This is a genomic window from Acidovorax sp. 69, assembly GCF_002797445.1.
In the GTDB taxonomy this organism is placed as follows: Bacteria; Pseudomonadota; Gammaproteobacteria; order Burkholderiales; family Burkholderiaceae_C; genus Acidovorax.
In genome coordinates, this window is record NZ_PGEP01000001.1 from 3,015,733 (window position 1) to 3,032,620 (window position 16,888).

Consider the following 16,888-nt stretch of genomic DNA (forward strand, 5'->3'; position numbering starts at 1 on the left):
AATTAAAAACGAAGAATTGTCTTACACGCGCAAGATGCGCTCGCCGCGACCGATACCGCTGGCTCCAGTGCGGACGGTTTCCAGGATCGCCGTGCGATCAATCGCTTGCAAAAAAGCGTCGTTCTTCGACTGGTCACCCGTCAGCTCGATGGTGTAGCTCTTCTCGGTCACGTCGATGATGCGGCCACGGAAGATGTCGGCCATGCGCTTCATCTCTTCGCGCTCTTTGCCCACCGCGCGCACCTTCACCATCATGAGCTCGCGCTCGGTGTAGGCGCCTTCGGTGAGATCCACCACCTTGACCACTTCGATGAGGCGGTTCAGATGCTTGGTGATCTGCTCGATCACGTCGTCGGAACCCGTGGTCTGGATGGTCATGCGCGACAGCGATGGATCCTCGGTGGGCGCCACGGTGAGAGATTCGATGTTGTAACCACGGGCGGAGAACAGTCCCACGACGCGCGACAGCGCACCGGGTTCGTTTTCCAGCAAGACAGCAATGATGTGTTTCATAAGTGCAGATTCCTCTTTTCGCTGCCCTCCCCCGTGCACGGTAATGCTCGGGCTTGGCAGGCAATAGATTCGTCAAAAAAGTGATTGCTATTACTTTAATAGCTTATAGCGCTTGATGGACAAGCGCTGGGGACCGATTATGCTTAAAGATCTTCCGATCCCAGCAACATTTCGGTAATACCTTTGCCGGCCTGCACCATCGGGAACACGTTCTCGGTGGGGTCGGTGCGAAAGTCCATGAACACCGTCCGGTCCTTGAGCTTGCGTGCTTCGCGCAGCGCCGGCTCCACGTCCTTGGGGTGCTCGATCAACATGCCCACATGGCCATAGGCCTCGGCCAATTTCACGAAATTGGGCAGCGCATCCATGTAGCTGTGGCTGTAGCGGCCCTCGTACTCAACCTCTTGCCACTGCCGCACCATGCCCAGGTAGCGGTTGTTGAGCGAGCAGATCTTGATCGGCGTGTTGTACTGCAGGCAAGTGGACAGCTCCTGGATGTTCATCTGCACAGAGCCTTCTCCGGTAATACAGAACACCTCGGATTGGGGCTTGGCCAGTTTGATACCCATCGCGTAGGGAATGCCCACACCCATGGTGCCCAGGCCACCGGAGTTGATCCAGCGGCGGGGTTCATCAAAGCGGTAATACTGGGCAGCCCACATCTGGTGCTGACCCACGTCGGACGTGATGTAGGTATCGACGTCCTTGGTCATGTTCCACAGCGTTTCCACCACGTACTGGGGCTTGATGACGTCGGGGCTGCCCATGCTGTACTTCAGACAATCGCGGCTGCGCCAGCCTTCGATGGTGTCCCACCACGCAGCAAGCGCACCGGCATCGGGGCGGGTGCTGCTCTCGCGGATCATGGAGATCAGCTCGGTCAGCACATCCTTCACATCACCAACAATCGGGATGTCGACTTTCACACGCTTGGAGATGCTCGACGGGTCGATGTCCACATGAATGATCTTGCGGTCGTTCTGAGCGAAGTGCTTGGGATTGCCAATCACTCGATCATCAAAGCGAGCACCCACGGCCAGCAGCACGTCGCAGTTCTGCATGGCGTTGTTGGCTTCGATGGTGCCGTGCATGCCCAGCATGCCCAGGAACTTGCGGTCCGACGCCGGATAGGCACCCAAGCCCATCAGCGTGTTGGTGACGGGGTAGCCCAGCATGTCCACCAGCGTGCGCAACTCATTGGTGGCATTGCCCAGCAGTACGCCGCCGCCGGTGTAGATGTAGGGGCGTTTGGCCGCCAGCAACAACTGGAGCGCCTTGCGAATCTGTCCGCCATGGCCCTTGCGCACAGGGTTGTACGAACGCATTTCCACGCTTTGTGGATAGCCGCTGTAGGGCACCTTCTTAAAGGATACGTCCTTTGGCACGTCTACCACCACGGGGCCAGGGCGGCCGGAGCGGGCGATGTGGAAAGCCTTCTTCATCGTCATGGCCAGATCACGCGGATCCTTGACGAGGAAATTGTGCTTGACGATGGGGCGGGTGATACCGACCGTGTCACATTCCTGGAAGGCGTCCAGTCCGATGGCCGCCGTGGGCACCTGACCGGAGATGATCACCATCGGGATGCTGTCCATGTAGGCCGTGGCAATACCGGTGACAGCGTTGGTGAGGCCGGGGCCGGAAGTGACCAGCGCCACGCCGACTTCGCCGGTAGCACGGGCGTAGCCGTCAGCGGCGTGCACTGCAGCCTGCTCATGGCGCACCAGCACGTGCTGAATGGTGTCTTGCTTGTAGAGCGCGTCGTAGATGTAGAGAACCGCACCGCCGGGATAGCCCCAGATGTACTGAACGTTCTCCGCCTGAAGCGACTTGATGAGGATCTCGGAACCCATGAGGTCCTGAGCACCGGAAACGGGGGAGATATTGTTGCCCTGCGAAGCAGCAGCCGCTGAAAGTTCAGCCTTGGAGATTTCCATGATCGATCAACCTTTGTGAATTTCTCTGACGAAAAACCTTGGGTGCTCCTCGCACGCACTCTTGTGGAGGCGGCTTGGAACTTGAGGCCAAGGACATTGGCGGGATGATTACCGCGCCGGACCGTGACCCGTTTGCCTTTTGAATTGCAACATCAATTATCGCACTGCAACACACGCAAAACCCGCCATGGCCGAAAAAAACCCCAGCGGATGCGATAATCAAATGCTTTACAGCGTCAGACCGCCGTATTTTTGCAGCGCCTCTGTACCACTCCCTCCCGGGCTGATCCCTCTTGGCAACCGAACAAGAACTCTCCGATTTCCTCAAAAGTGTAGAAAAGCGCGCCTTCAAGCGCTCGGTCTACCACGTTCGCAATGAGGAAGCGGCGCTTGACATCGTGCAAGACAGCATGCTCAAGCTGGCCGAACACTACGGAGACAAGCCTGCAGCAGAGCTTCCGATGCTCTACCAGCGCATCCTGTCCAATTGCACTTTAGACTGGTTTCGGCGCCAAAAGACCCGCAATGCACTGTTTTCGAGCATGAGCGACTTTGAAGGCCCTGGTGAAGATGGCATGGATTTTGATCTGTTGGAAGCCTATTCAGGGCCAGATGACGGTGACAGAGCAGAGAGTGCGGAAGACCTCACCCGCCGGGCTCAGATATTCCACGGCATCGAAGCAGAGATTGCAGAACTGCCACCACGTCAACGGGAAGCGTTCCTGATGCGTTACTGGGAGGAAATGGATGTCGCAGAGACAGCAGCCGCCATGGGTTGCTCTGAAGGCAGCGTGAAAACACACTGCTTTCGCGCCATACAAACCCTCAGCAAGGCACTGAAGGCCAAAGGAATCGAGCCATGAAAAACACTGTACAGACCCCATCGACACAAGCAGAAGCTGCCGCTGAGCGCTTTGCGCTGCGCGTCACGGCGCGGTTGTCCAGTGGGACGAACGAATTGCCTTACGACATTTCTGAGCGTCTGCGCGCGTCCCGCGTGCAGGCACTGAGCAAACGCAAGGTCACTGCACCGGTTCGGCGCACAGCACCTGCTGCCGTGGTCATTGGCACAGGCAATGCAGCCACACTGGGCCGAGGCGGTGAAGGTGTTAGCTGGTGGAATGCGCTGGTTTCGGCAGTTCCTTTGCTGGCACTGGTGGTAGGCCTTGTGGTCATCAACATTGCACAGGATGAGCGCAGCGCCAACGATGTCGCCGAAGTGGATGCCGCTTTGTTGACCGATGATCTGCCACCAGCCGCCTACGCGGATCCCGGCTTCGTACAATTCCTCAAGACATCCGCGCCGTCAAACTGAACTGCCTGACAACTGCCTGCATGCACCCAAGCCCTTCCGACGCCTCCCCCGCCCTGCCAGCCTTCGTGCTGGCTTTGGCGCTCTTGGGCGTGCTCACGATCGGGGGGGGCCAGGTGTGGATGCAGATGCGCATGGCCCCCGGCACACTGCTGCAAGCGGGTGCTGAAGCGGCGGTCGCCAGCCCCAACAACGCCCGAACGCCCCTGGCACCGGGCGCAATGCATCAACCCCAGGCCGAATCAGGCCCTGGCTGGGAGACATTGACTACCCCGCAAAAAATGGCCCTGTATCCACTGGCTGAGCGCTGGTCACTTGTCAGCGAAGCACAAAAGCGCCGGTGGCTGACGCTGGCCTCCAACTACCCCACACTGTCGGAAGAGGAACAGAACAAGTTCCATGACCGAATTACTGACTGGGCCAGCCTGAGTGCACAACAACGCAACCAGGCACGGCTGAACTACGCGGTCACCAATCGCTTGGCGCGTGACGACAAGCGCGCCCAGTGGGAGGCCTACCAGGCCTTGTCCGACGAAGAACGCCGTGCGCTGGCAGCCCGGGCCGTGCCCAAGCCCACGGGGGCGGCCACGGCACTGCGCCCTGTTTCTCCCAGAAAACTGGCGCAAGTGCCCGCTGCCACAGAAGCCAACCCCAGCCGGCCCAACGCGCCCAAGATTCCACCGGTCGTTGAACACACGCCCCGCGTGGCAGCGCCGGTCACACCCATGCCACCCGCCACGGGGGGTAACACCACACCACAAAGCCCGAGCGCTGCGGCGGCATCCACCGCCTCTGGCGTGGAAACCGCACCGGTGGCGATTCCTACGGCGGTGCCGGCACCGCTGCCGCCTTTGGGTGCAGGCTCGGCCGAGGGTCCCGCCACCACCACGCCCCAGTCCGTGACCCCAGACACCTCAGGCCTGTATCCTCAGTAGGTTTGTAACCTGCCCCCAGCCCCCAAGGGCCTGACCTGGAATGTCCGCTTCTCCTCCCTCCCCTACTCCGCCGGTCGACGCCAGCACCACCCCATCGGCATGGCCCGGTGTAACAACACCCAACCTGGGGAGACGCATGGCCTGCTGGCTCTATGAAGGCATGCTGATGTTCGGCGTGGTCTTCATTGCAGGCTATCTGTTTGGCACCCTGAGCCAGACCCGCAACGCCATGGACAACCGGCACGCACTGCAGGCCTTCCTGTTCGTCGTGTTTGGCATCTACTTCACCTGGTTCTGGGCCAAAGGACAGACCCTCGCACAAAAAACCTGGCACATCCGCGTGGTCGGCAAGTCCGGTCAGCCGATCACCCAGGGACGCGCACTATTGCGCTACGTGTTGAGCTGGCTCTGGTTCCTGCCCCCGCTTGCAGCCGTGGCTCCGTTTTCGCTCTCTGGGGGCGAATCTGCGGTCATCGTGCTGGGCTGGGTGGCTGTTTGGGCCCTTTTGAGCCGCTTTCACCCTGAGCAACAGTTTTGGCATGACGCACTCGCAGGCACGCGACTGGTGCACTTTGAACTTCCCAAAAAATAGTCCCATGTCTACATCTACCCCGCCGACGGCGGCTCCAGCCAACCTCCAAAAAGCGCGCACCGGCCTCAACCGTATCTGGCACGCCGCCGGTTATTCCATGGAAGGCCTGCGGGCAGGCTGGAACGAAAAAGCCTTCCGCCAGGAGGCCATTGCCGCCATGGTGCTGCTGCCACTGTCGCTCTGGCTGGGGCGCAGCTGGGTCGAAGTCGCCCTGCTGGCGGGCTCCGTCGTGATCGTGATGATTGTGGAGCTGCTCAACACAGGCATTGAAACCGCCATCGACCGCATCGGGCCAGAATGGCATGACCTGTCCAAGCGCGCCAAGGACATGGGCAGCGCAGCGGTGCTGCTCGCCTTGCTGCTGTGCATGGGCATCTGGGCAGCGGCTCTTTACCAGAGGCTTTTGCATGGCTGAACCCGCATTTTCTGTGTGCGTCTACTGCGGCTCGCGCTCCGGCGAGAACCCGGCTTTTGCCCAGGCTGCTCAGGCAGTCGGTCAGTGGATCGGGGCCCACGGTGGCCAACTGGTCTATGGCGGCGGCCGCAGCGGACTGATGGGCACGGTGGCCGAGGCCACACGCCTGGCGGGCGGGCGCGTGGTGGGGGTGATTCCCCAGGCGCTGGTCGACAAGGAACTGGCCAACAGGCAATGTGACGAACTGCACATCGTGCAGACCATGCACGAACGCAAAGCCCTGATGGCTGAGCGCAGCGATGCCTTCTTGGCCCTGCCGGGCGGCATCGGCACCTTTGAAGAACTGTTTGAAGTGTGGACCTGGCGCCAGTTGGGTTACCACAGCAAGCCCCTGGGCTTGCTGAACGTGGCAGGCTACTACGACGGCTTGCTGGGCTTTTTGCAGACCAGCGTGGCCAGCGGCTTCATGGGGGAGTGGCAGATGGGCTTGCTGCACACATCCACCGATGCCGAAGCCTTGCTGCGCACGCTGGTGCAGGATGCGGCGCCTGATCAGGCCCCGGTAGCCCTGCGTTCGGTGATTTAACTCAAAACCAGAGCCTCTGCCCGCCGAGCCTGGCGTGGCCCAGGCGAGAGACGTGCCGCAGCGGCTGGGTTGCCCCCGGCCCATGCAGCGCCGCGAGAGAGAGGGGAGCGGCAAAGCGCCGCTCAAGCTCAGGGGCCCTATACCGCCGCGTCGTCCAGATCGCCCGTGCGGATCCGCACCACACGCTCCACGGCAGTCACAAAAATCTTGCCGTCGCCAATCTTGCCGGTGCGCGCGACATTCACGATGGCATCCACACAGCGGTCCACGTCTTCGGTCTTGACCACGACCTCGACCTTCACCTTGGGCAAGAAGTCCACCACGTACTCGGCCCCCCGGTACAGCTCGGTATGGCCTTTCTGGCGACCAAAACCCTTCACCTCGGTCACGGTGAGGCCGGTCACACCACATTCGGCCAGGGCTTCGCGGACTTCTTCGAGCTTGAAGGGCTTGATGACAGCGGTGATCATTTTCATGGCGGGTCTCCTCGGGGATGTGAAAAAAGCGGGTGGCGTGGCGGTCTGTGCAACCGTCAAGCCCTGAATTTGCTGGTGATAGGGTAACGCCAGTCCTTGCCGAAGCTGCGGCGGGTCACCCTTATCCCTACGGCGGCCTGGCGGCGTTTGTATTCGTTGAGTTTGATGAGGCGCGTGACACGCTCCACATCAGCACGTGCAAAACCACTGGCAATGATGGACTCGATGGGCTCGTCATTTTCCATGTAGCGCGCCACGATGGCGTCGAGCACCTCGTAAGGCGGCAGGCTGTCCTGATCCTTCTGGTCCGGGCGCAGCTCGGCACTGGGCGGACGGGTGATGATGCGCTCGGGGATGGGGCTGGCGCCCGTGCCATACGGATCGTTGGCATTGCGCCAGCGGGCCAGATCAAACACCCGCGTCTTGGCCACGTCCTTGATCACGGCAAACCCGCCCGCCATGTCCCCATACAGCGTGCAGTAGCCCGTGGCCATCTCGCTTTTGTTGCCCGTGGTGAGCACGATGGCGCCGAACTTGTTGGACAGCGCCATGAGCAGCGTGCCCCGGATGCGTGCCTGCAGGTTTTCTTCGGTCGTGTCTTCTGCCAGACCCGCAAAGTCGCTGGCCAGCGCGGCCTTGAAGGCTTCGAACTGCGGCTTGATCGATATCTCGTCATAACGCACACCCATGCGGGTCGCCATGTCACGCGCGTCGATCCAGCTGATGTCGGCCGTGTAGGGAGACGGCATCATCACGGTGCGCACCTTGTCGGCCCCCAACGCGTCTACAGCAATCGCCAGCACCAAGGCCGAATCAATGCCACCTGACAACCCCAGCAGCGCGCCCGGAAAGCCGTTCTTGCCCACGTAGTCGCGCACCCCCAGCACCAGCGCGTCCCACAGGTCGGCCTCCAGGCTTTTTTCAGGGGCAATATCTGCTTCAATTTTGATAGCTGCTTGTGCTTGATGCACCTGCGCATACACCAGTTTTTCTTCAAAACCAGGTCCCCGGCAGGCCACGGAGCCGTCTGCGTTAAGCGCGAACGAGCGGCCCTCAAACACCACCTCGTCCTGCCCCCCCACCAAGTGCGCGTACACCAGCGGCAGACCTGTCTCGGCCACGCGCTCGCGCATGGTGGCCTCGCGCTCCGCGCTTTTGCCCAGATGGAAGGGCGAAGCGTTGATGACCGCCAGCAGCTGAGCACCCGCTGCAGCGGCATCACGGGCCGGGGCGGCAAACCACGCGTCTTCACAGACCAGCACGCCCACATGCACGCCTTCCACCTCGAACACGCAGGGCGCACTGCCCGCGACAAAGTAGCGACGCTCGTCAAACACCTGGTAGTTGGGCAGCTCGCGCTTGGCGTAGGTCTGCTCGACCTGCCCGTCACGCACCACGCTGGCAGCATTGAAGCAGGCACTGAAGGCAGGCGCGTTGGACACCACCGCCTGGGGATGGCCCAACACGATGGCCAGGCCTTTCAACCCCGCAGTCTCGCGGGCCACGGTTTTCACGGCATCATCACAGGCCGCGATGAAAGCGGGCCGCAGAAAAAGGTCTTCGGCCGCATAGCCGCAAATCGCCAGTTCGGGCGTGAGCAGCAGCCGGGTGCCCTGGGCATAGGCCTCGCGGGCGGCCGCAATGATCTTTTGCGCGTTGCCGGGCATATCGCCCACCACAAAGTTGAGCTGCGCAGTGCAAATGGAGAGCGTCATGGAACTGGAATCGGCCCCTGCGGCCAGGTTGAATATCGCCAGCGCAGGCCCGCTATGGATGGAGCATCACGGGGACCTGCATGGCTGAAACCGCCATTATCGCCCGCGTACTCGCTTCTGCGCTCGACGTGGACGCCTTGGCGTGGAACGCGCTCTTGGCGCAACAAAACCACCCCACGCCCTTCATGCGGCACGAATACCTGGCGGCCTTGCAAGAGAGCGGCAGCGCCACACCACGCACCGGCTGGACGCCCCGCTTCATGACGCTCTGGGAGAGCGATACGCTGGTTGCCGCCTGCCCGCTGTACCTCAAGAGCCATTCCTACGGCGAATATGTCTTCGACTGGGCCTGGGCGAGCGCCTATGAGCAGCACGGTGTGCCCTACTACCCCAAGGCCGTGGTGGCCGTGCCGTTCACTCCCGTGCCTGGCAGCCGCCTGCTGGCCCGCGACGCAGCCACACGCCAACTCCTCATCCAGGCGGTGTGCCAATGGTGCGAGCAAGAGGGGGTGTCGTCGGCACATGTGCTGTTTGCCAGCGATGACGATGTGCAGGCCAGCACCCAACAAGACCTGATGCTGCGGCACACGGTGCAATTTCACTGGAAGAACGACGCCCCCCTGCTCACAACAGCCGGTGTCATGCACCCACCTGACGGGGAAGGGGCTCCGGCTTCACCGGCGCTTGGATCCCCCACCGCCTCGGCCCAACCCGTTGGCGGCTTGAGCCAACCCTTTGCAAGCTTCGACCACTTTCTTGGCAGCCTGTCCCAGGACAAACGCAAGAAAATCCGCCAGGAGCGCCGTCGCGTGGCCGATGCAGGGGTCAGCTTTCGCTGGTCGCGTGGCGCCGATATCCGTGCGGCCGACTGGGATTTTTTCTACCGATGCTACGAACGCACCTATCTGGAGCACGGCAACCCCCCCTACCTCACGCGGGATTTTTTTGCCCGCATGGCGACGCACATACCCGAGGCTTGGCTGCTCTTTGTGGCCGAGCGCGACGGCCAGCCAATTGCTAGCATTTTGATAGCTGTCAGTGATTCAGCATCAAGCGCTAGCAGCCAAAAAGACCATGACCTGGTGGCCTACGGCCGCTACTGGGGTGCGCTGGAGCGCGTGGACTGCCTGCATTTCGAGGCCTGCTATTACCAGCCCCTGCAGTGGTGTATCGAGCAGGGTGTACGGCGCTTTGAAGGGGGCGCCCAGGGCGAACACAAAATGGCCCGCGCGCTGCTGCCCGTGCAGGCCACCAGCGCCCACTGGCTGGCGCATCCGGCGTTCGCGGACGCAGTGGAACGGTTTTTGGAGCGCGAAGGTTCCGGGGTGAAAAACTATCTCAGCGAGTTGCAGGCACGCAGCCCCTTCAAGACAAGCGCCTGAACCCGGGACCGCGTCACAGCGGATGCTTGCAGCGAAGCAGAGAAATAGCCCGCGCCATAGGACGGCTACGGCAGCAACAACGGCACAGCCCGAAAGGCCCCCACGCAAGCCCCCGCATCACCACCAGGGATGGTGAGGGGGTGCGGGTGCAAAAAACGTCAGAAACTCTCCCAGTCGGTGTCGTTACCTGCACCTGCGCGGGCAGCGATCAGCTGGGCAGGGGCCTTGGCTGGCTTGGAGGGCAATGCTTTCGGTAATGCTTTGTGCTTGGCTGCTGGCGTGAACCGCGCTGCACCGCCAGGTGCCGCAGCGGGCCGGCCAGCGCTGACCCTGGCCGTCATCGGAGGCACTGTCGAGACACCCCCCGATGTGTGCCCTGTCGACAGCTTGAAAAACGCCACGGTGCTCACCAGGTCCTGCGCCTGGTTGTTCAGGCTGCTGGCGGCAGCAGCCATCTCCTCAACCAGCGCGGCGTTTTGCTGCGTGACCTGATCCATCTGCGTCACGGCCTCGCCCACCTGGGCAACGCCCTGGCTTTGCTCAGAACTGGCGGCACTGATTTCGCCCATCAGGTCGGTCACGCGCTTGATGGCGCCCACCACTTCCGCCATCGTCGCGCCGGCCTGATCGACCAGCGTGGTGCCCATGCTCACACGCTCCACGCTGTCGTTGATCAGGGCCTTGATCTGTTTGGCCGCATCGGCCGAGCGACCCGCCAGGCTGCGCACTTCCGAGGCCACTACCGCAAAACCACGGCCCTGTTCACCAGCACGCGCCGCCTCGACGGCTGCATTCAGCGCAAGAATATTGGTCTGAAAAGCAATGCTGTCAATCACGCCAATGATGTCGGCGATCTTGTTGCTGCTGTCATGGATGCCCTTCATGGTGCCCACCACCTGGCTCACCACCTCGCCACCGTGCTCCGCCACCGTGGATGCGCTCAGGGCCAACTGGTTGGCCTGGCGGGCGTTTTCTGCATTCTGGCGAACGGTGGAGTTCAACTCCTCCATCGAAGCTGCCGTCTGCTGCAAGGCACTAGCCTGCTGCTCAGTGCGCGCACTCAGGTCGTTGTTACCCTGCGAGATCTCTGACGATGCCGTGGCCACGTTCTCGGAGCCCGACCGCACATGGCCCACGATGCGCGACAGGTTCTGCTGCATCTCGCCCAGCGACCGCAGCAAATGGGCCATTTCATCGCGGCCCTCGTGGCGAATATCCACCGACAGATTGCCTTGACTGATTTCATCGGCCGCCTGTACCGCCCGGTGCACAGGGCCCACGATGGTGCGCGTCGTCCACAGCGCAAACAACGCACCCAGCACCACCGACGCCACGGCACCCAGCGCCAGGGCCCACTGGCTCACACCCGCCGTCTTGAGGATGCTGGCCTCAAACTCGTCGAGCTGCTTGCGCGTGTTGTCAGCCACATCGGCCAGTGATTGGAGGTAGGCGCTTGCCAGGGGCTTGAGGTCGCGATCCACCAGTGCAAACACATCTTCACCGGCCTTCTTGCGCTCCAGCAGCTTGGCGCGTGCCCCCACATAGGCAGCGCGCGCAGTGGCCACGCGGTCCATCAGCGCCTTCTCGGTGGCATCGTCAATCAACGCTTCCAGCTTCTTCTGGACCTCGCTGGCCCGCAGGGACGTTGCAGCCATGTCGGAAGAAAGCGACTCGATATAACCCCCATCGGTGGCTTTGAGCGATGCCGAGGCGCGCACCCAGTTCAGGTCAATGGCGGCTTTCCACTCCTGCGCCAAGGCATTGCGCTCCATCTCGACGTTGGCGATGCGAATGCTGGCGTCCTTGAGGACAGCCAGCCGCCAGACGCCGATGGCCGCGATGGCCGCCGTGATCAGCAAGACAAGGCCAAAGGCCAGGCTCAGGCGTGCTCCGATTTTGAGGTTGTTCATGGACTCTTTCGTGGGTGTTATTGGGGGGAAGCCAGCCGATTGGCCGTCGGTCGCCCAGCGCCCTGGGGCGCTTCAGGGCACGGTGCCAACAAGGCTGTTTATTTCTGGTGATTTGCCGATTTTATCATTATTTTGATAAAAATGATTTTATATTGAACAACTTCGAAGTGGGCGTATCTGATCTGCACCGCTTGCCCACCGGTCATACGCTCTGCGACACACCGTCACGGGGGACAGGGCATAAAAAAAGCACGCGGTCATCCCACGTGCTTGTATTGGTGCGGCGAAACGGAGGCGGTCCCAGGGCTTGTCTATCGGCCTGGTGGGCAAGATCTGCTGGCAATGGCCTGCAGTCTACGCCCTAATTTGGTGCATTCCCGGGACAAACCAGACTTAAAAGCTCTCCCATTCATCTTCTGCACCCGCAGCAACCGGCTGGGCGGTCTTGGCCGCTGCGGCAGGAGCCGAAGCCGCCTTTTTGACAGGGCCTGCAGGCCCCGAGCGCACGGCGAGCGCGGTCTTCTTCGACGGCGTGCCGCCTGCGGGGGTATTTGCACGCGCTGCAGCAGGTGCGGTCGATGGCGCAGCAGCCCCCACCCCGGACAACCCGCCCGGTTGCGACGCCCTTGCCTGGTCTGCCGACAGCTTGAACACGGCCACAGCGCCCACCAAAGCCTGGGCCTGGTGGCTCAGGCTGCCAGCAGCAGCGGCCATTTCCTCCACCAGCGCGGCGTTTTGCTGAGTGACCTGGTCCATTTGCGTGACCGCCTCACCCACCTGCGAGACACCCGTGCTCTGCTCGCTGCTGGCGGCGCTGATCTCGCCCATGATGTCTGTGACACGGCGGATGGCCCCCACCACCTCGGTCATCGTGGTGCCCGCCTTGTCCACCAACTGCGTGCCTTGCTCCACCCGCTCCACGCTGGCCGTGATGAGCGACTTGATCTCCTTGGCGGCCTCGGCGCTGCGCTGGGCGAGGTTGCGCACCTCGCCTGCCACCACGGCAAAGCCGCGCCCTTGCTCACCCGCGCGGGCGGCTTCTACCGCCGCATTCAGGGCCAGAATGTTGGTCTGGAAAGCAATGCCATCAATCACGCTGATGATGTCGGCAATCTTCTTGCTGCTGTCGTTGATGCCCTTCATCGTCGTGACCACCTCGGCCACCACATCCCCACCCTGCCCGGCCACGGTAGATGCACTCATGGCGAGCTGATTGGCTTGGCGCGCGTTGTCTGCGTTCTGCTTGACGGTGGAACTCAACTCCTCCATCGACGCAGCGGTCTCCTGCAACGCGCTAGCCTGCTGCTCAGTGCGGATCGACAGGTCGTTGTTGCCCGAGGCGATCTCGGCGCTCGCCGATGCCACACCCTGGGCATTGCCCCGCACACCCGACACCACATGCGCCAGGTTGTCGCGCATGGTGGTCAGGCCGCCGAGCAGCTGGGCGATCTCGTCCTTGCCGCGCGCGTGGATGGGCACCGTGAGGTCGCCCTGTGCCACCGAGTCGGTAATCTGCACCGCGTTGCCCAGAGCGCGCGAGATCTGCCGGATCATGGCGCCACCCATCAGCACCGCCAGCAAAATGCCCAACACCACGGCCGAGAGCGCCAGCGCGCGGATGGTCTGAAAGCTCGCTGCCGCACCGTCGTACTCGGCCTTGGCGTAATCGAGCTGCACTTGCATGAGCTGGCCCAGCACTTCCTGCAGTGGGTCAATGGCCGGGTACATCTCCTTGGCGGCAAAGCGGGTCAGCGCAGCCACATCGCCAGATTTGAAATGTCCCACCAGCGCATCGGTGGCCGCATCGGCCTTTGCCTGCAAGGGCTTGAAGCGTTCGACGAGCTGAACCTCCTCTGCCACCAGCTGCGTCGCCAGGTAAGCCTTCCAGTTGGTGTCAATGGACTTGCGCGCATCCACCACCGATTGCAGTCCTTGCGCAGGCGTCATCGCGCCGTCGCGCACCTTGTGCGCGGCGTCCACCACGTTGACGGCATACATGTCTGCCACCACCTTGATCTGCTTGAGGGGGACCACTCGGTCGTCGTACACCGACTTGAGCCCCGCGTTGGACTGACCCATGCCAAACAGCCCTGCCCCGCCCACCAGCAGCACCAGCAGGCACAGGGCCGTGAGCAATCCAGCGAGGCGTGTGGATATCTTGAACTGGCTCATGGCAACTCTCCTGGTGTGAGTGAACGGGATAGGCAGGACACCCCGACAGCGTGAAAGCAGCGGGGCCAAAGGGAGACAGGGTGATGTGCGCCAAAACATCCCGACGGGGAAGAAGCCGGGGCGGCGAAGGAGTGAGCGGGCACCAGGCCCTCAGCACGGCGGGTCTGACAGCGGGCAAACCACCCCGCCAGAGCGGTGAAACCACAGACCATGAGCGAACTCCTTGCAGACGACCCGCGCACAAAGAGACTGGCGATTCCTCTGCAGAGCTGTCTGCAGACGGACAGTGGCAGCATAGCGCTTTCCGTTACGTTTGCGTACAACCGGGAGAAGCCACAGAACCACGCTGCAAGCGGGCAAACACGCCAACCGGCGGGACGGCAAAGGCCCACACGCAGCGCATACCAGCCTGGCCCACAAAAAAGCACGCAGAAGGGATCACCCCTCTGCGCGCTTCTCTTTTGATAGCTACCAGCGCTTTATCTGTCTACGCTAGCGGCTGTTTTCAGCATATTCTGGCTGCCGCTCTGCGCGCCCCGGCTCAGAAGCTCTCCCATTCTTCGTCGTTTCCGCCCCCACCCTTGGCCTGCGCTGGCGCTGCGGGTCTGCTGGCCGCAGGGGCTGCGCTGGCTTTGGGGGCTGTCAGGCTGGCCTGGGGTTTGGTGGTGGGCTTTTTGCCGTTGCCTAGGCTGCTGGCGCCGACACTTTTGCCCGCCGTGCTGCGTGGGGCACTGTAGGCCGGGGCCGGGATCGGGGCCCTGTGGGCGGCTGGAGGGGCGCTGCGGGTGGCGTTCGCATCGAGTTTGAACACGGCCACGGCGTTGACCAGTTCTCCTGCCTGCGCGTTCAGTGCGCTGGCGGCTGCGGCCATTTCTTCTACCAAGGCCGCGTTTTGTTGGGTGGCCTGGTCCATCTGTGTGACGGCTTCTCCCACTTGGCCTACGCCTGCGCTTTGTTCGCTGCTGGCGGCGCTGATTTCTCCCATGATGTCGGTCACGCGCCGGATGGCGTTGACGACTTCTGTCATGGTCGCTCCGGCTTTGTCTACCAGTTGGGTGCCTTGTTCCACGCGCTCTACGCTGTCGGTGATCAAGGTCTTGATTTCCTTGGCCGCTTCTGCGCTGCGCCCGGCCAGGCTGCGCACTTCTCCGGCCACCACGGCAAAGCCTCTGCCTTGTTCGCCTGCCCGCGCAGCTTCCACTGCCGCGTTCAGCGCCAGGATGTTGGTCTGGAACGCGATGCCGTCGATCACGCTGATGATGTCGGCAATCTTGTTGCTGCTGGTGTTGATGCCTTTCATGGTCTCCACCACTTCGGCGACAACGTCGCCGCCTTGCACCGCTACGGTGGAGGCGCTCACGGCCAGTTGGTTGGCGGCCCGTGCGTTGTCGGCGTTCTGGCGCACTGTGGAGCCCAGCTCTTCCATCGAGGCGGCCGTTTCTTCCAGTGCGCTCGCTTGTTGCTCTGTGCGCGCCGACAGGTCGTTGTTGCCCGACGCTATCTGTGAGCTGGCTGACGCCACACCCTCCGCGTTGCTGCGCACCGAGGCCACCGTGTTCACCAGGCTCTGCTGCATGCGCTGCAAGGCGCCCAGCAGTTGCCCGGTTTCGTCTTTGGACTGCACGACGATCTGGCCACTCAGGTCGCCCGCCGCCACCCGATCGGCAGCCACCACGGCCTGCGCCAGCGGCCGGGTGATCGACCGGATGATGCTGATGGCCAGGAAAATGGCAGCCGCAATGGCCAGGGCGCCCGCGATCAGCACGTCCCGCTTGAGAGCGTTGGCAGCCGCCTCCGCCCGCTGGCCGGCATCGGCGGTCACCTGGGCCTGGTAGTCCACCTGTTCCTGAATCGTCTTTTGGTACTCCAGCTGAACGGGGCGCACCTTTTCTTCCAACAGCTTGAGGGCTTCTTCCCGTTGCGCCTGCTTGATCAGCGCCAGGTACTCGTCGCCCAGCTTGAGGAAGGCGGCCCGGTTCTGCTGCACCCGCGCCAGAATTTCCTTGCCTTTTTCCGACTGGATGAGCGCAGTGAGCGTTTTCATCTGCTCGGCGATGGCACTGCGCGCAGCAGCCACGCGCTCCAAGGACGACTTGGTGATGTTTTCAGAGCTGAAAATCGCAAGGTTCCGAAATTGAATGGCCTGAACATTCACCCCATCGGCCAGCACCCCCATCGCCTTGGTGATGGGTATCCGCATCTCGGTAATGTCATTGAGTGAAGCACGCTGGCTCGCAGACTGGACCAGGGCCACCGCCCCCAGGGCAACCAGCAGCAGCACCATGGCTGCAAACGCTGCGGTGAGTCGGGTTGAAATCTTCCATTGATTCATCCTGCTTCTCCTCGGGGGTTGATATGTTGTGGTGACCAGCGTCTACGTTACCCGTGCGCGGCTTTTGTCACCAGACCTATTTCGTCACTGCTGAGCAAGGCCTCGATGTCCATCACGATCAGCATGCGGTCGCCCAGGCTGGCGATGCCGGTGACGAAAGTGGGGTCTACGTTGCCCTGGCGCTCAAACTGGGGCGTGGGTTTGATGACATCCGGCGTGAGCGTGACCACGTCGGCCACCGCATCCACGACCACACCGATCACCGTGGAGCCGATGTCCAGAATGATGACCACCGTGAAGTCGGTGTAGTTCGCCTCGGGGCACTGAAGCTTCACGCGCAGGTCCAGGATAGGGACAATGCGCCCGCGCAGGTCGATCACACCCTTGATGAAGTCTGGCGAATGCGCCAGGTGCGTGGGCCGCTCATACGAACGGATTTCCTGCACCCGCAGGATGTCGATGCCGTACTCCTCCGCCCCCAGGCGAAAGGTCAGGTACTCGCCCGCAGGTGCGGCGGCCGTCGCGGCAGGGCGTGAGGCAGAAGATGCGGTGGCAGATGCAGTCATCATGGCGCGGGCTTTCAAAGTCAGGGGAGGCGTTAAGCAAGTCAC

At 62.2% G+C, this 16,888-nt stretch carries 15 protein-coding genes; 7 read left to right on the forward strand and 8 right to left on the reverse strand.

Features of this window, described 5'->3' with window-relative positions:
- Window positions 1–21 precede the first annotated feature (21 nt).
- Both ilvN and CLU85_RS13805 read right to left on the reverse strand, forming a co-directional pair.
- Entirely contained in the window at window positions 22–513 is a 492-nt protein-coding gene (gene ilvN / locus CLU85_RS13800) for an acetolactate synthase small subunit (RefSeq protein ID WP_007857867.1), read from the reverse strand.
- A gap of 143 nt (window positions 514–656) precedes the next feature.
- Complete coding sequence (locus CLU85_RS13805; RefSeq protein ID WP_100410754.1) at window positions 657–2,450, reverse strand: acetolactate synthase 3 catalytic subunit; 1,794 nt, start codon at window positions 2,448–2,450, stop codon at window positions 657–659.
- A gap of 293 nt (window positions 2,451–2,743) precedes the next feature.
- Here CLU85_RS13805 and CLU85_RS13810 point away from each other — a divergent pair, with 293 nt between their 5' ends.
- Genes CLU85_RS13810 through CLU85_RS13835 form a run of 6 tightly spaced genes read left to right on the forward strand, consistent with a single transcriptional unit; the run spans window position 2,744 to window position 6,290 of the window.
- The gene (locus tag CLU85_RS13810) at window positions 2,744–3,313 is read left to right on the forward strand and encodes an RNA polymerase sigma factor (protein WP_100410755.1); all 570 of its coding nucleotides are present in this window, start codon (window positions 2,744–2,746) and stop codon (window positions 3,311–3,313) included.
- Window positions 3,310–3,765: a DUF3619 family protein gene (locus tag CLU85_RS13815; protein WP_100410756.1), complete on the forward strand. Its 456-nt coding sequence runs from the start codon at window positions 3,310–3,312 to the stop codon at window positions 3,763–3,765. Before CLU85_RS13810 ends, CLU85_RS13815 begins: the two co-directional genes overlap by 4 nt.
- 20 nt (window positions 3,766–3,785) lie before the next feature.
- The gene (locus CLU85_RS13820; RefSeq protein WP_100410757.1) at window positions 3,786–4,697 is read left to right on the forward strand and encodes a DUF3106 domain-containing protein; all 912 of its coding nucleotides are present in this window, start codon (window positions 3,786–3,788) and stop codon (window positions 4,695–4,697) included.
- A 40-nt stretch (window positions 4,698–4,737) separates the two neighbouring features.
- Entirely contained in the window at window positions 4,738–5,289 is a 552-nt protein-coding gene (locus CLU85_RS13825; protein WP_100410758.1) for an RDD family protein, read from the forward strand.
- Between the two features lie 4 nt (window positions 5,290–5,293).
- Window positions 5,294–5,704, forward strand: coding sequence for a diacylglycerol kinase (locus CLU85_RS13830; protein ID WP_100410759.1), 411 nt, complete (start codon window positions 5,294–5,296; stop codon window positions 5,702–5,704).
- Window positions 5,697–6,290: a TIGR00730 family Rossman fold protein gene (locus tag CLU85_RS13835; protein WP_100410760.1), complete on the forward strand. Its 594-nt coding sequence runs from the start codon at window positions 5,697–5,699 to the stop codon at window positions 6,288–6,290. The genes CLU85_RS13830 and CLU85_RS13835 overlap by 8 nt, the downstream gene beginning before the upstream one ends.
- A 137-nt stretch (window positions 6,291–6,427) precedes the next feature.
- On the opposite strand, the gene CLU85_RS13840 is transcribed toward CLU85_RS13835, so the two are convergent.
- Window positions 6,428–6,766: a P-II family nitrogen regulator gene (locus tag CLU85_RS13840; RefSeq protein WP_007857855.1), complete on the reverse strand. Its 339-nt coding sequence runs from the start codon at window positions 6,764–6,766 to the stop codon at window positions 6,428–6,430.
- 56 nt (window positions 6,767–6,822) lie between these two features.
- Entirely contained in the window at window positions 6,823–8,481 is a 1,659-nt protein-coding gene (locus tag CLU85_RS13845; protein ID WP_100410761.1) for an NAD+ synthase, read from the reverse strand.
- Window positions 8,482–8,561: 80 nt separating this feature from the next.
- Here CLU85_RS13845 and CLU85_RS13850 point away from each other — a divergent pair, with 80 nt between their 5' ends.
- Window positions 8,562–9,863, forward strand: coding sequence for a GNAT family N-acetyltransferase (locus CLU85_RS13850; RefSeq protein ID WP_100410762.1), 1,302 nt, complete (start codon window positions 8,562–8,564; stop codon window positions 9,861–9,863).
- A gap of 158 nt (window positions 9,864–10,021) precedes the next feature.
- Here the strand turns inward: CLU85_RS13850 and CLU85_RS13855 are convergent, their stop codons facing one another.
- From CLU85_RS13855 to CLU85_RS13870, 4 genes are all read right to left on the reverse strand, one after another.
- Window positions 10,022–11,773: a methyl-accepting chemotaxis protein gene (locus CLU85_RS13855; RefSeq protein WP_100410763.1), complete on the reverse strand. Its 1,752-nt coding sequence runs from the start codon at window positions 11,771–11,773 to the stop codon at window positions 10,022–10,024.
- A gap of 393 nt (window positions 11,774–12,166) precedes the next feature.
- A complete protein-coding gene (locus CLU85_RS13860; protein WP_100410764.1) occupies window positions 12,167–13,945 on the reverse strand; it encodes a methyl-accepting chemotaxis protein in 1,779 nt (592 codons plus the stop codon).
- A 541-nt stretch (window positions 13,946–14,486) separates the two neighbouring features.
- Window positions 14,487–16,277, reverse strand: coding sequence for a methyl-accepting chemotaxis protein (locus tag CLU85_RS13865; RefSeq protein ID WP_100410765.1), 1,791 nt, complete (start codon window positions 16,275–16,277; stop codon window positions 14,487–14,489).
- 47 nt (window positions 16,278–16,324) lie between these two features.
- The gene (locus CLU85_RS13870; protein WP_100410766.1) at window positions 16,325–16,846 is read right to left on the reverse strand and encodes a chemotaxis protein CheW; all 522 of its coding nucleotides are present in this window, start codon (window positions 16,844–16,846) and stop codon (window positions 16,325–16,327) included.
- Window positions 16,847–16,888: the final 42 nt, after the last annotated feature.

What these genes read in the sequence shown, in the direction of transcription:
- ilvN (WP_007857867.1), bottom strand. Translation starts at nt 513, where the DNA reads ATGAAACACATCATTGCTGTCTTGCTGGAAAACGAACCCGGTGCGCTG.
- CLU85_RS13805 (WP_100410754.1), bottom strand. Translation starts at nt 2,450, where the DNA reads ATGGAAATCTCCAAGGCTGAACTTTCAGCGGCTGCTGCTTCGCAGGGC.
- CLU85_RS13815 (WP_100410756.1), top strand. Translation starts at nt 3,310, where the DNA reads ATGAAAAACACTGTACAGACCCCATCGACACAAGCAGAAGCTGCCGCT.
- CLU85_RS13820 (WP_100410757.1), top strand. Translation starts at nt 3,786, where the DNA reads ATGCACCCAAGCCCTTCCGACGCCTCCCCCGCCCTGCCAGCCTTCGTG.
- CLU85_RS13825 (WP_100410758.1), top strand. Translation starts at nt 4,738, where the DNA reads ATGTCCGCTTCTCCTCCCTCCCCTACTCCGCCGGTCGACGCCAGCACC.
- CLU85_RS13830 (WP_100410759.1), top strand. Translation starts at nt 5,294, where the DNA reads ATGTCTACATCTACCCCGCCGACGGCGGCTCCAGCCAACCTCCAAAAA.
- CLU85_RS13835 (WP_100410760.1), top strand. Translation starts at nt 5,697, where the DNA reads ATGGCTGAACCCGCATTTTCTGTGTGCGTCTACTGCGGCTCGCGCTCC.
- CLU85_RS13840 (WP_007857855.1), bottom strand. Translation starts at nt 6,766, where the DNA reads ATGAAAATGATCACCGCTGTCATCAAGCCCTTCAAGCTCGAAGAAGTC.
- CLU85_RS13845 (WP_100410761.1), bottom strand. Translation starts at nt 8,481, where the DNA reads ATGACGCTCTCCATTTGCACTGCGCAGCTCAACTTTGTGGTGGGCGAT.
- CLU85_RS13850 (WP_100410762.1), top strand. Translation starts at nt 8,562, where the DNA reads ATGGCTGAAACCGCCATTATCGCCCGCGTACTCGCTTCTGCGCTCGAC.
- CLU85_RS13855 (WP_100410763.1), bottom strand. Translation starts at nt 11,773, where the DNA reads ATGAACAACCTCAAAATCGGAGCACGCCTGAGCCTGGCCTTTGGCCTT.
- CLU85_RS13860 (WP_100410764.1), bottom strand. Translation starts at nt 13,945, where the DNA reads ATGAGCCAGTTCAAGATATCCACACGCCTCGCTGGATTGCTCACGGCC.
- CLU85_RS13865 (WP_100410765.1), bottom strand. Translation starts at nt 16,277, where the DNA reads ATGAATCAATGGAAGATTTCAACCCGACTCACCGCAGCGTTTGCAGCC.
- CLU85_RS13870 (WP_100410766.1), bottom strand. Translation starts at nt 16,846, where the DNA reads ATGATGACTGCATCTGCCACCGCATCTTCTGCCTCACGCCCTGCCGCG.